Source organism: Methylomonas sp. ZR1 (genome assembly GCF_013141865.1).
Classification (GTDB): Bacteria; Pseudomonadota; Gammaproteobacteria; order Methylococcales; family Methylomonadaceae; genus Methylomonas.
The window spans coordinates 3,430,228-3,442,731 of record NZ_RCST01000001.1 but is presented as its reverse complement, the minus strand read 5'-3'; the positions used below and the strand labels follow the sequence as shown (position 1 = coordinate 3,442,731).

Here is a 12,504-nt window from a genome sequence, read left to right as displayed (position 1 = left end):
ATGCTTATTGATACTTGCTCATGCCTTTCAATTGTTGCAGCGCGACTTGAATTTTGGCGTTTGCGGCATCGTCTAGTTCGTTGTTTTTATACACTTTGTCCAACAGGCCTTCTTCTACCAACGCATCTTTGATCCAGCGTTTGGCAAAGGCATAACTCGCTGGGATTTTGGCGACTTCACCTGTTTTTGGATTTTTCAGACTATCGACTGGCGCTGCTGGCGCAGGGGTGGCGGCTTTTTTGGCCGTGGCGGATTTACTGGCTTTGGGTGCGGCGGGTTTGGGTGTGGCGGCTTTGGCTGGAGCGGATTTTTCGGCGGTTTTTACAGCTGCGGGAGGAGGCGGTGTCAGTTCGGTTTGGATGGCCGGTTTAGTCGCTTCCGGCTTGGCGGGCTCGGGTTTACTAGTTTCCGGTTTTTCCTTTTTGCCACCCATGACTACAAATACTACATAAGCTACAAAAATAGTTGTCGCTATAAAAAGCAATTCAGCCATAACCCTTCCCCTTTTGTTTGTTTTATTTATTAAGATTCAGAACAATGTGATGACACGTTTTAAACACCGCGAGCGAATATACCAGAGCTAATCAAGTCGGTAAACTAATACCCCAATTGCTAAAAAGTTCGCGAATTACGTTTAATCCGTTTCAAGTGATTAGACTGGTCACCTGATTGCTGCCCAGCAAAAGGTTAAGCGAAACCTTCTGACCATCCAGTAGATTCTGCTCGGGTTTGCCGAATGCGTAGCCCTGGCCGAAGTTTACGCCGATTTCCTTCAGCTTTACCGCTGTACCTGCCGATTCGACGAATTCGGCGATGGTTTTCTTGCCGAGTTTTGAGGCAATTTCCACCATGGATTTGACAAGTATTTGATCGGTTTCGTTGTCGAGCAGGTTTCTGATGAATTGACCGTCGATTTTCACGTAATCGACCGGAAAGGTTTTGAGATAGTTGAACGAACAAAAGCCGGCGCCGAAATCGTCTAGCGCGAATTTGCAGCCTAAGGCTCTGATTTTGTTAATCATGTGCCGGGTTTTTTCAAAATTGTCCACGGCGGCTGTTTCGGTGATTTCGAAGGTCAAACGGTTGGCGTCTATCCAGGTCATTTCCAGTTTATCCTTAATAGTGGATAGTAAATCCGGATACTGAAACGCGGTACTTGAAAGGTTCACGGCCAGGGAAATATAAGACATGTAAGTGGGCAGTGCCGCCAGAAAGTCGATGGCATTTTCCACGACCCATAGGTCTATCGCGTGAATCAAGCCGGTTCTTTCAGCTACCGGAATAAACTGATCCGGCGTGATGACTTCATTGCCTTCGCCGCGCATGCGCAATAACACTTCATAGTGCGAAACATTGCCATCAGACAGCTGTACCACCGGCTGGAACACCAGAAATAGCTGATTATCCCGCAAGGCCTTACGAATCAGCGGCACCCAGTAAATGTCGCGGCGTCTTTCCTTGACGATGAGATCATCGCTGTTGTAAACGCAGATTTTGTCTCTGCCGGTGCTTTTGGCAAAGTTGCAGGCTTGGCGGGCATGTAAAATCATTTCGCCCGGATGAAACGCGGAAACGGTATTGTCCAGCGCGGCAATGCCGATGGAAACCGAGGCGCTGTAAGACACTTCGCCGGTGAAGAAACGGAAGTTATCCACGGTGGTTTTGATGGTTTCCGCGAGAATCTGTGCTTGCTTTTTGGTTTTGTTTTCCAGGAATAAACAAAACTCGTCAGCGCCGATACGAGCGAATAAACTGCCGGCCGGTAATAGTTTTCGGACCAGAATGGCCATTTCGACCAGTAAACGATCACCTACTTCAAAGCCTTCCAGTTCGTTAATCAGGCTGAAGCGGTCTACATCAATGAATAATAAAGACCCGTCTTTTTGCGTTTTATTGCTGTGATTTAATACCAATCTCAGCTGACGTTCGAAACTGCTGCGATTGAATAAGCCGGTTAATTCGTCGTGGGCGACCAGAAACTTGAGTTTGGCATCAATAACGTTTTTGGCGGCCAATTCATTGATCAATTGTTCTTCCTGACGGTGGCGCAGTTGGCGTTCCTGTTTCAGGCTCAGCAAAAATTTTACTGCCAGTATCAATTCCTGGGTATTGACGGGGGTGTTGATTTTGTAAGTTAGACAATTGTCCTGTTGCGGTTGACAACTGTCGAGCTCACAGGCAAAGCTGTCGTCGTTCAGAATTACTACCGGAATGACCGATACCGAATTGGCGCTGGATAAACTCTGGCACATTTCCCGAGCTTGGCAAAGCGGCAGCCTTGCGTTCAGCACGATCAGACCGATCCTGTCGGGTTGATCGGCGTAAGGCTTTAATATCTCGTAAATTTGTTCGCCATTTTCAGCTACACGAATATCGGTAAAACCCTTCGTTTTCAATGTGGAAACGATTTTTTGAGCGGAGACTTCATTATGCTCCGCAACGACAATCAGTTTTTCTTTGAGCGCGTCATTGGCAATCATCTAATACCATCCAGGTATTGGCATAAAATCGGGAGCAGTCGGCATAAGGTCAGGAGGAGGGCAGCATTTAATAAGCTTGTATTTTCATATAATTGGTCTAGGTTTAAGCGCAGCCTTTAATGCTATTTCTATGCTATTGGTTTTCAGTATAGGTGTAAATTTAATTTTTTAGAATTATTGATGATAGCTTACTCACCGTCCACATTAACTGTTGCCGATTTGCTGAGAGGTGATTTGCAACTCGCCTCGCCGCCGAATGCCTATTTTTTGTTGAAAAAAATAGTCGAAGACCCGAATAAGACCGCGAAAGACGCGGCTGTGGTGCTCGAAGCCGATGCGGCATTGGCGGTAAAGCTGCTGAAGATAGTGAATAGTGCTTTCTATGGTTTTCCGTCCCAAATCAGTTCGATTACCAAAGCCATCACCATGATTGGCACTCGTGAGTTACAGAACCTGGTGTTGGGTACCTTGATTGTCGAACGCTTTTCCGATTTACCCGGACAACATTTTTCCATTCACGATTTTTGGGCCAGAAATTTGCGTTGCGCGTTGATTGCACGCGAATTGGATATTCATTTCGGCAAGCACTATGCCGACACCGCATTTCTGTGCGGTTTGGTCCACAACATCGGACAATTGGTGTTTTATCGGCGGATTCCGGTATTGGCCCGGGAAGTCGACTTATTACTGCAATCGCAAATTCCGCTCGCGGTGGACGAAGAGGTCACGGTAGAGCAGAACGTGATCGGTTTCGACCACTTTCAGGCCGGGGCCGAGTTGTGCAAACAATGGATGTTACCCGACGTTATTGTGGAAAGTATTCGCTTGCATTGCTTTCCTGATTTGATCGGGCCTTACGCCGATTTGGCCGCCATGGTCAGACTGGCGAACTGCTTGAGCCGAATCGAAAACCCCTACGACGCTCATGCGGTAAGTGCATTGAATCTGACACCGGAGCAAATCAGTTTCATACTGGACAAAATCAGCGACGAGTTCGAAGTCATTTTTAAATTGTTCTATCCCACTGTCTAAGCCCGCTTGGGTTCTTATCATTATCGGAATATCTGTTGCTTAGAGGTGACAGGGGCCGAGCTCGACTATCCCATCATCAAGCTGCCGATACGCTAACGACTTGTATCGAATGCGGTTTTTGTCGCAAAAAAACAACGGATAGGCCAACTAAATTCGTTTTGTCATAAAGTTGTCATATTGCCTCCATACAATGCGCTCAAGCTTTTTGGTCATCGTGATCATTGAGTTAACGCATTGATTTATATAATTATTGGAGAAATTTGATGAGACTTTCTAAGCTGAGCCTGGCAGTGGTCGCCATTATTGGCTCGGGTATCTGCGCCGAGGCGATGGCGCTGGATTTGTATGTTGATGCCAAAACCAAGCAGATTTTCGCCGAGCCGGGTCCGGGGCGTGTCAAGTTGGGTTCTTTTGAAAAAGTCGAAGATACGGTTGCTAAAAAAGTTGAAGTCGACAATCAAACACAAAAAGCTGAGATCGACAAAATCAAGCAGGATCTTGAGCTGAAAACCAACGAATTGAAAGCGCTCGACGAGCATATCGTTGCGCAACGCGAAGACAAAGCCAAGAACGACGAAAAATGGTTTAATAAAATCAATGTTCGCGGCTATACCCAGTTGCGGTATAACCAAGCACTATCCGGCGATAGAACAGCGGGCGAGCCGGAGTTGAAGTCGGTGGGTGATGGCTCGATAGGTAACAATCAAGGTTTTTCTTTGCGTCGAGTGCGTTTGGTATTTTCCGGCGACATCAATGAGTATATCTCCTTGTATCTGCAACCGGATTTCGCAACCACCAACGGTGATTTGAACTTTGCGCAGTTGCGGGATGCCTATGCCGACTTGGCTTTTGATAAGGCTCACGAATATCGAATCCGTGCCGGTCAATCCAAAGTCCCGTTTGGTTGGGAAAACCTGCAATCCTCGCAAAACCGCCTGACGCTGGATCGTGACGACGCATTGAACAGCGCGGTGCCCAGCGAACGTGACCTGGGTTTGTTTGCCTATTGGTCGCCTAGCGATGTGCAAAAACTTTGGAAAGACCTAGCCAAGAAAAATCTGAAAACCTCCGGTGATTACGGCGTCTTGGGCTTGGGTGTTTATAACGGTCAGGGTATTAACAAAGCGGAAGCTAACGACAACTTATATTTGGTCGCTCATTCGACTTATCCGTTTGATTTAGGTTTCATGGGCTTGCGTGGGCAAGTCATCGAAGTGGGGGCGGATGCAATGTCGGGAAGATTCAACCGGTCCACCAGTGCCTATACCAGCAGATTTGGGTCAGGCACGCCGACCGCAAGAGATAATAGCGAAGATAGAGTTGGCGTTCACGCCGTGTTGTTCCCGCAACCGTTTGGTTTGCAGGCGGAATGGAATTGGGGTGCAGGCCCTACGCTAAATCCATCTGCCAATCGCATTGAGAGACAAAATCTGGAAGGTGGCTACGTACAAGCGATGTATAAAATCGATAACGTATTCGGTACTAAAGGTAGCATGATGCCTTATGTCAAATGGCAAACCTATGATGGTGCCTGGAAGGGTGTCGCCAACGCTCCAAGAGTCAATGTGGACGAGGTCGAAGCCGGTGTCGAGTATCAAATCAACAAGGCGCTGGAGTTAACCGTGGCTTATGCGACGATGAATCGTACTCAAATTCAGACGCAAACAACGGCAGCTGGATTCTTGCAGCAAGCCAGCGGCGATTTGATCCGTACCCAGTTGCAGTTCAACTATTAATCGATGGCGGAGCGCTGATTCTCGGCGCTCCAAAAGAATTTCTGGTTTAAAAATAAAAGCCCCGTTTCTTGCGAATCGGGGCTTTTTTGTTATCACTATATTTTCGAGTACTCACGTTGACCCTGATTATCACGCAGCGACGTGAATATATCCGCACAAGGTGAGTGCTGAGTCAGACAGTCTGCTAGACTGATCAGCCTATCAAAAAACTCCGAAAGTTATGAGTGAACACTCTCTAGCCCGTTACGGTTGGCTCTCTATTGCTGCCGCAATCAGTACTATCGCATTAAAAAGCTACGCCTATTGGCTGACTGGTTCCGTGGGCTTGCTGTCCGATGCGTTGGAGTCGCTGATCAATTTGGTGGCGGCGATCATCATGCTGGTGGTGCTGACTATTTCGGCGCGGCCGCCGGACGATACCCATGCCTACGGCCACGAAAAAGTCGAATATTTCTCCAGCGGTGCGGAAGGTATCATGATTCTGTTGGCGGCTTTTAGTATCGGCTATGCGGCCTGGGAACGGTTGTGGAACCCGCTGCTGCTGCAGCAACTTGATCTGGGTATTGCGGTTTCGGTGTTTGCTTCGTTGATCAATTTGGCGGTTGCCCGAGTTTTGATTGGTGTCGGCCGGCGCCGGCAGTCGATCACGTTGGAAGCCGACGGTAAGCACTTAATGACCGATGTCTGGACGACGGTCGGGATTTTGGTCGGTATCGCCATCATCTCTGTGGCAAACCGTTTCGAGCCGAGCCTGGCGTTTGCCAAGCAATTGGGCCTGAACGGCTGGGAAATACTCGACCCGATTATTGCCATCGGCGTGGCGTTCAATATCGTCTGGGCCGGCTTGCAATTGATTCGCCGGACAGTGTCCGGTTTATTGGATGCGGCCTTATCGCCGGAGGAAATTGCGGAAATCGTCGCTGTGTTGGATGAATATGTGGCCGGCCAACGTATTGCTTATCATGCGTTACGGACTCGTTACGCCGGCGCCAGACGTTTCATGTCAGTGCATGTGTTGGTACCTGGGAGTTGGACAGTGCAGCAGGGTCATGATTTGCTGGAAGCCATCGAGCAGCGAATCAAGGACAGGTTCGACAACATCGACATCGACACGCATCTAGAACCTATCGAAGATGCCGCGTCTTGGGAGCATTGAGCATGCGGTTTGGGCTGCAACGGCTTGGATTAAGCTTCAATCAGATTTAATTCCACTTCTTCCGCGCTGTCTCCGGCAATTTTAAAGCCACGCATTTCTAATACGCCCTTGGTATTTAAGGAAATAATCAAATGCAGTGCATCCGGATAGCTGGCTTCCTGGATGTCGATCACTGACGGTTGGGCCGGCGTGTGCGGGTGCGAGTGGTAGATGGCAAATAGCGTTTCGCCTTTTTCGCGGATTTGGCGCATAGCTTCGATTTGTTGACTGGCGTCCAATAAGAAGCGGGTCGCCGGCGTGGCGGCGCTGTTGTCCACCGGATAACAACACACCGGCATACCGGTACTGTCCGCGCCGATTAGGCCGCAAACCTCGGTATCCGGGGATAGTTGCGCCAAGTGCAGCAGCTGGTTGGTGAGCTTGCGCGGTAGAGAAATTTCTTTGTGGTTCATAGTGGTTTCCATATTCCCGATGTCACTCGTGGATTGCCGGATAAATCAGCATGGGTGTTGACCTGCTGGTAGCCAAATTCGTGAAAAATGGCTTGTACCTCGGATTGCTGATTGTAGCCGTGTTCGACCAATAATTGGCCATTGTCTTTTAAATGCAGACGCGCTTGCTCGGCAAGCTGACGAATGTCTTGCAGGCCGTTGTTGGGGCTGATCAACGCGCTGTCAGGCTCAAAGCGCACGTCGCCGATGGTTAGATGCGGGTCGTTATCGGCGATGTAGGGTGGATTACTAACGACCAAATCAAAGTCTGTTTCTTCGATGTTTTTGAACCAATTAGAATGCACAAAACACAGATTGCCAACCTTGAGTTGCTGCGCATTGCATTGGGCCAGCTCTAAAGCCGCCGAGCTTAGATCGCTGGCAAATACCTGGGCTAATGGTCGTTCGGCGGCCAGCGTGATGGCAATTATCCCGGAGCCGGTGCCGAGATCAATGATTTTACAGGGCTGGTCGGCAGGTAATAGCGACAGGCTGAGCTCTATCAGCAACTCGGTGTCGGGTCTGGGGATCAACACATCCGGGCTGACTTTGAAATTGCGCGACCAGAATTCGCGTTGGCCGGTTAAATAGGCAACAGGTGTGCCTTGCGCGCGCTGTTCTACCAGTGCTTGATACTGAGCGATCTGTTCAGCGCTGGGCCGGTGTTCCGGCCAAGCTCTTAGAAACGAGCGGTTTTTGTTCAGGCAGTGGCAAAGCAATACTTCGGCGTCAAGCATTGCGGTTTCGGATGTGGTGCTTAGCTTTGCGTTTGCAGAGGCTACCAGGCTATGAATCGTATTGCTGGTATCTGTCCATATAGGTTGCTTAGACATTACCCAGCTGAGTCAACAATTCTGCCTGATGTTCATGAATCAGCGGTTGAATCACATGCTCCAATCCGCCTTCCATGATTTCTTCCAGCTTATAAAGCGTCAGGTTGATGCGGTGGTCGGTGAGTCGGCCTTGCGGGTAGTTATAGGTGCGGATACGTTCGGATCGGTCGCCGCTGCCCACTTGTAATTTGCGGCTTTCCGATTGTTCCGCGTGTTGCTTTTCCTGGGCCGCCGACATCAAACGGGCCTGCAATACCGACATCGCGCGGGCGCGGTTCTTGTGTTGAGAGCGTTCGTCCTGGCATTCGACGACCACACCGGACGGGATGTGGGTAATACGGATCGCCGATTCGGTGCGGTTGACGTGTTGGCCGCCGGCGCCGGAGGCGCGGTAGGTATCGATGCGCAGATCGGCGGGATTAATGTCGATTTCGTCTACAGCATCGACTTCCGGCATGATCGCCACGGTGCAGGCCGAGGTATGCACACGGCCCTGCGATTCGGTTTCCGGTACGCGCTGCACGCGGTGGGTGCCCGATTCGAACTTTAATTGCGAATACACGTTTTGGCCGGCCACGCGCATGATGACTTCTTTAAAGCCGCCGTGTTCGCCGCGGTTCTCGTTGATAATCTCGGTGTTCCAGCCTTGTCGTTCTGCATAGCGTTGGTACATCCGTGCAAGGTCGCCGGAAAAGATCGCCGCTTCGTCGCCGCCGGTCCCTGCGCGTACTTCCAAAAACACATTGCGATTGTCATTCGGGTCTTTCGGTAGCAGCAGGATTTGCAGTTGTTGGGTCAATTCCTCGCGTTGGGCTTCGGCGGCCTGGATTTCTTCTTTGGCCATTTCCCGTAACTCCGGGTCGCTGTCTTTAGCCATTTCCTGGGCCGATTCCAGATTGGCTTCGTTTTCCTGATAGATTTTGTAACAGGCGACCAGCGGCTCGATTTGCGCGTATTCTTGGCTCAGGCTGCGGAATTGGTTTTGATTGCTTTGTACTTCCGGTTGCGACAATAAGGCGGTGATTTCTTCGAAGCGTTCGCCGAGGTTTTCCAGTTTGGTTTGTATCGAGGGTTTCATTCAGTGGCTTATCGTAATTTGAAAATTTCGCGGGAAGCCGCGATCAGGTCGTGGCGTTCGTTGGCGCCGGCTTCGCGTAGTTGTGCGCAGGGGGTGTGAATCAGTTTATTGGTCAAGCTGTACGCGAGGCGCTGCAATACTTCATCGGCCGCTGCGCCGCTGTTGAGTTGGGCTAAAGCTTTTTGCAAGGCTTCGTCGCGAGTTTGTTCGGCTTGGGTGCGGAAGTCGCGGATAGTTTCCTGGGCGCCTTGAGAGCGCAGCCAGGCCATAAAGTGTTCGACTTGAGTGTCGATGATTTCCTCAGCCTGTTCGGCGGCGCGGCGGCGCGAGTCCATGTTTTGATTGACGGTGTTTTGCAGGTCGTCGACGGTGTACAAATAAACATCGCGTAGCTGCGCAACTTCGGCCTCAATGTCGCGCGGCACGGCCAAATCGACCATGAACATCGGTTTGTGCTTGCGGATTTTGATCGCGCTTTCTACGCGGCCTTTACCAAGGATCGGCAATTGGCTAGCGGTGGACGACACCACAATGTCTGCTTCCGCCAAATGATTCGGCAGCTCGGCGAGGTTGATCGCGTAGCCGTTGAACTGCATCGCCAAGGCATGGGCTTTGTCGTAAGTGCGGTTGGCAATGATGATACGGCCGATGCCGTGTTGGTATAGATGGCGGGCGGTGAGTTCTATCGTTTCGCCGGCACCTATCAATAAAGCGGTTTGTTCGCTGAGTTTGTCGAAAATCTGTTGGGCCAGTTGCACGGCGGCAAATGCGACAGACACCGGGCTGGAGCCGATAGCGGTGTCGGTGCGGACTTTTTTGGCTGCGGAAAAGGTGTGTTGAAATAATTTGCTGAGATTTCTGCCCAGCGTGCCGGCTTGTGAAGCGGCATGGTAGGCGGTTTTCATTTGGCCGAGAATTTGCGGTTCGCCCAGGATCATCGAATCCAGTCCGCAGGCCACGCGGAACATATGTCTTATCGATTGGCTATCTTTGTAGCTGTAAAGATAAGGGGTGAAGTCGGCTGGTTTGATCTGTTTGGTGTCCGCTATCCAGTTTACCAACGAAGATTGGTTGTCGCTGTCCGCCTGGTAGTAAAACTCGGTGCGGTTGCAAGTCGATAGAATGGCCGCCTCGCTGATTTCGCGAAGATTCCACAAGTTTTTCAGCGTGTTATCGAGCATGTCCGTCGGGAACGCCAAGCGTTCGCGGATGGCGACCGGCGCTGTATTGTAATTTATCCCTACGGCAAGAAGAGTCATCAGTTGCGAACAATAGCACAAGAAAAGTGCACTATTTTAAGGAATGCGCTGTTTTTGTCCAAATACAATGAAACGACAGTCCGATTCAGGGGCTTTTTCTGGTAATCTATCGTCAATAGTTTTTCAAAAGTGGGTCAATTGATTGCATGAAAAAATGGATAGCCATCGCAATGTTTTTATCGATGTCAGGATGTGCGGTTTCTCCTGAGAAAGAGCCTGAGGCAGAAGGTTTGCCAGTCAAGCCTGAGGGTTTGGAAAGCAGAGTTAATCGCAACACGGTGATCGACGAAGAGGTGCTGTATTTGCTGATGGCCGCGGAATTGGCAGGGCAGCGTAATCAGTACCATTTGGCCATGGATGCTTATTTGCAGGCCGCTAAGCGAGTGGATGATCCGCGGATTGCGGAGCGGGCAGTCAAAATCGGTTTGTTTTTAAAAGACGAGCAGCGTACCCGTGAGGCCTTGACGGTTTGGTTGTCCAAGGACGGAAAGAATTTAGCGGCGAGAAAGTTTGCCGTGTTGCTGGCGATTAAAAACTCAGATCAAAAGGCGGCTGTCGAAAATCTCAATGCCATGCTGGCAGATGATCCGGCCGGTTTTGAGGCTGGTGTGCTGGAAATGACCAAGTTGATGGAAAAAGAAGGTCGCACACAATTTACCTACGACGTGTTGGAAGAGTTGGCTGTTGAGCATCCTAATCAAGCCAGTGTGTTTTTCTTGCAGGCAGTTTTGGCGTCGGTTCTGCAAAATAACGAGTTGGCCCAGCAGAAAGTTAATCAAGCATTGTTAATCCAGCCTGATTGGAATAAGGCTGTGATCTTGCAGGCACAGCTGGCCGGACGCTCCGGCGACTTGACCAAGGCGCGCGCCTCTTTGGAAAAAGCGCTTAAGGCTGCTCCAGAAGATAAAATGCTGAGAAAGATGTTGTTAGAGGTGTTGGTTAACGGTCACGACTATGACGATGCGATAAAGCTTTGCCAGAATGTGTTGGAAGACAAGCCGGATGATGCTGAAACGCTGTTTACCTTGGCTTTGGTGTATATGCAGCAAAGCCAGATCGATAAGGCTGAAAACGTACTTGAGAAGTTGCTGAATAATCCCGAGTGGGAAGGGCAGGCTAGTTTTTACTTGGGTAAGATTGAAGTTGATCAACAACATCCGGATAAGGCGTTAAATTGGTTTGATCGGGTGAGCGACGGCAATTACGCATTCGACGCGGATATGGCGGCGGTGTCTTTGTTGATGAATCAAAAACGCTTCGACGAGATTGAGGCGCGCATCAAACGCATGGATAACAAATATCCTGAGCAGCATTTGCGAGTCTTGATGGTTAAGGCAGAGCTTTATAATCAATTGGGTAAATACCAAGAAGCCTTCGATGTTCTGACACTGGCTTTAAAAGACATGCCCGATAATCGCGAAGTGCTATATGCCAGGGCATTGGTTGCCGAGCGCTTGGACAAGTTGGATGTGCTTGAGTCCGACCTTCAAAAAATTTTAGAGAAAAAGCCGGACGATGTGGGTGCGTTGAATGCATTGGGTTATACGTTGACCGATAGAACACAACGCTATGAGGAGGCGGCCAAATATTTGGAGCGCGCCCTCAGTTTGCAGCCTGATGAGGCAGTGGTGATAGACAGCTACGGATGGTTGCAGTTTAAGCTTGGAAAGCCCGAGCGAGCCCTGGAGTTTTTGCGTAGAGCCTACGAGAAGCAGCCGGAAAATGAAATTGCCGCGCATATTGCAGAAGTGCTTTGGTCTTTAGGTGAGAAAAAGGAAGCAAAAGAGCTTTTCGACAGTGTCTATAAAAAATCTCCTGATGACGAATATTTGTTGGAGTTTAAAAAGCGCTTTTTGCAAAACGGGCAATGATTTTTCAGGGTAGTGTATTTTTGTTGGTTGTGATGTTTTTGTCCGGCTGTTCTTTATTGTCAGAAAAGCCGGGCGATGCCTACCGTTTGCAAGATATGAGGGTGTTGCAGCGGCAACAGCAATGGTATTTTGAGGGGCGTTTGGCTCTCGCTGATGGGAAGGATTCGTTTTCTGCGTCGGTGAGTTGGCGGCATCGCACTGAAAGAGATGAGATTGAGCTTTCGGGGCCATTGGCTCAGGGTAAGCTGATGATCACTGTCGAAGCTGATTTCGTGAAGGTGGATGACGGCGACAATCACAAAGAGTTTCGCGGGCCCGCAGAAGAGGTGCTGGCGGAGCAGTTAGGTGTCGCGATTCCTGTGAGCGTTTTGAGGTATTGGGTGCTTGGTTTGCCTGACCCGGAGCAGTCGTTTGTCGAGCAGGTTGATGGATTTTTTCAGTCTGGGTGGCGGGTTGGTTTCAGAGAAATGCAGCATGTTAACGCCTTAGTACTGCCGAGAAAAATCAATGCGGAAAAAGATAAGACAAGAATCAAATTAATAGTGGACCAATGGGATTTGTCGTGACG

At 49.8% G+C, this 12,504-nt stretch carries 11 protein-coding genes; 5 read left to right on the top strand and 6 right to left on the bottom strand.

The annotated features are described in order from the left end of the window. Positions 1-4 precede the first annotated feature (4 nt). Positions 5-493 carry a hypothetical protein gene (locus tag DDY07_RS15625; protein ID WP_171696526.1) on the bottom strand — a complete coding sequence of 163 codons (489 nt, stop codon included), beginning with the start codon at positions 491-493 and terminating at the stop codon, positions 5-7. Positions 494-644: 151 nt separating this feature from the next. Continuing rightward, positions 645-2,480: a GGDEF and EAL domain-containing protein gene (locus DDY07_RS15620; protein ID WP_171696525.1), complete on the bottom strand. Its 1,836-nt coding sequence runs from the start codon at positions 2,478-2,480 to the stop codon at positions 645-647. A gap of 180 nt (positions 2,481-2,660) precedes the next feature. Between DDY07_RS15620 and DDY07_RS15615 the strand changes: the two genes are divergently transcribed. From DDY07_RS15615 to DDY07_RS15605, 3 genes are all read left to right on the top strand, one after another. Continuing rightward, a complete protein-coding gene (locus tag DDY07_RS15615; RefSeq protein ID WP_171696524.1) occupies positions 2,661-3,512 on the top strand; it encodes an HDOD domain-containing protein in 852 nt (283 codons plus the stop codon). A gap of 263 nt (positions 3,513-3,775) precedes the next feature. Beyond that, complete coding sequence (locus tag DDY07_RS15610; protein WP_171696523.1) at positions 3,776-5,248, top strand: porin; 1,473 nt, start codon at positions 3,776-3,778, stop codon at positions 5,246-5,248. A gap of 220 nt (positions 5,249-5,468) precedes the next feature. After that, positions 5,469-6,404, top strand: a complete 936-nt coding sequence (locus tag DDY07_RS15605) for a cation diffusion facilitator family transporter (protein ID WP_171696522.1) — start codon at positions 5,469-5,471, stop codon at positions 6,402-6,404. Between the two features lie 29 nt (positions 6,405-6,433). Here DDY07_RS15605 and DDY07_RS15600 read toward each other — a convergent pair whose 3' ends face one another. The 4 genes from DDY07_RS15600 to hemA are packed head-to-tail and all read right to left on the bottom strand — an operon-like array spanning position 6,434 to position 10,065. After that, entirely contained in the window at positions 6,434-6,856 is a 423-nt protein-coding gene (locus tag DDY07_RS15600) for a M67 family metallopeptidase (protein ID WP_171696521.1), read from the bottom strand. Next, positions 6,853-7,728, bottom strand: coding sequence for a peptide chain release factor N(5)-glutamine methyltransferase (gene prmC / locus DDY07_RS15595; RefSeq protein WP_171696520.1), 876 nt, complete (start codon positions 7,726-7,728; stop codon positions 6,853-6,855). The genes DDY07_RS15600 and prmC overlap by 4 nt, the downstream gene beginning before the upstream one ends. Beyond that, positions 7,721-8,806 carry a peptide chain release factor 1 gene (prfA, locus tag DDY07_RS15590; protein ID WP_171696519.1) on the bottom strand — a complete coding sequence of 362 codons (1,086 nt, stop codon included), beginning with the start codon at positions 8,804-8,806 and terminating at the stop codon, positions 7,721-7,723. The genes prmC and prfA overlap by 8 nt, the downstream gene beginning before the upstream one ends. A gap of 8 nt (positions 8,807-8,814) precedes the next feature. Continuing rightward, the gene (hemA, locus tag DDY07_RS15585; protein WP_171696518.1) at positions 8,815-10,065 is read right to left on the bottom strand and encodes a glutamyl-tRNA reductase; all 1,251 of its coding nucleotides are present in this window, start codon (positions 10,063-10,065) and stop codon (positions 8,815-8,817) included. 146 nt (positions 10,066-10,211) lie between these two features. On the opposite strand from hemA, the gene DDY07_RS15580 reads away from it, so the two are divergent. Then, the gene (locus DDY07_RS15580) at positions 10,212-11,936 is read left to right on the top strand and encodes a tetratricopeptide repeat protein (protein ID WP_253734498.1); all 1,725 of its coding nucleotides are present in this window, start codon (positions 10,212-10,214) and stop codon (positions 11,934-11,936) included. After that, the gene (gene lolB / locus DDY07_RS15575) at positions 11,933-12,502 is read left to right on the top strand and encodes a lipoprotein insertase outer membrane protein LolB (RefSeq protein WP_171696517.1); all 570 of its coding nucleotides are present in this window, start codon (positions 11,933-11,935) and stop codon (positions 12,500-12,502) included. Before DDY07_RS15580 ends, lolB begins: the two co-directional genes overlap by 4 nt. The last annotated feature ends 2 nt before the right edge of the window (positions 12,503-12,504 follow it).

Excerpts from the sequence above, each read along its gene's own strand:
- DDY07_RS15625 (WP_171696526.1), bottom strand. The coding sequence starts at position 493 with ATGGCTGAATTGCTTTTTATAGCGACAACTATTTTTGTAGCTTATGTA.
- DDY07_RS15620 (WP_171696525.1), bottom strand. The coding sequence starts at position 2,480 with ATGATTGCCAATGACGCGCTCAAAGAAAAACTGATTGTCGTTGCGGAG.
- DDY07_RS15615 (WP_171696524.1), top strand. The coding sequence starts at position 2,661 with ATGATAGCTTACTCACCGTCCACATTAACTGTTGCCGATTTGCTGAGA.
- DDY07_RS15610 (WP_171696523.1), top strand. The coding sequence starts at position 3,776 with ATGAGACTTTCTAAGCTGAGCCTGGCAGTGGTCGCCATTATTGGCTCG.
- DDY07_RS15605 (WP_171696522.1), top strand. The coding sequence starts at position 5,469 with ATGAGTGAACACTCTCTAGCCCGTTACGGTTGGCTCTCTATTGCTGCC.
- DDY07_RS15600 (WP_171696521.1), bottom strand. The coding sequence starts at position 6,856 with ATGAACCACAAAGAAATTTCTCTACCGCGCAAGCTCACCAACCAGCTG.
- prmC (WP_171696520.1), bottom strand. The coding sequence starts at position 7,728 with ATGTCTAAGCAACCTATATGGACAGATACCAGCAATACGATTCATAGC.
- prfA (WP_171696519.1), bottom strand. The coding sequence starts at position 8,806 with ATGAAACCCTCGATACAAACCAAACTGGAAAACCTCGGCGAACGCTTC.
- hemA (WP_171696518.1), bottom strand. The coding sequence starts at position 10,065 with ATGACTCTTCTTGCCGTAGGGATAAATTACAATACAGCGCCGGTCGCC.
- DDY07_RS15580 (WP_253734498.1), top strand. The coding sequence starts at position 10,212 with ATGAAAAAATGGATAGCCATCGCAATGTTTTTATCGATGTCAGGATGT.
- lolB (WP_171696517.1), top strand. The coding sequence starts at position 11,933 with ATGATTTTTCAGGGTAGTGTATTTTTGTTGGTTGTGATGTTTTTGTCC.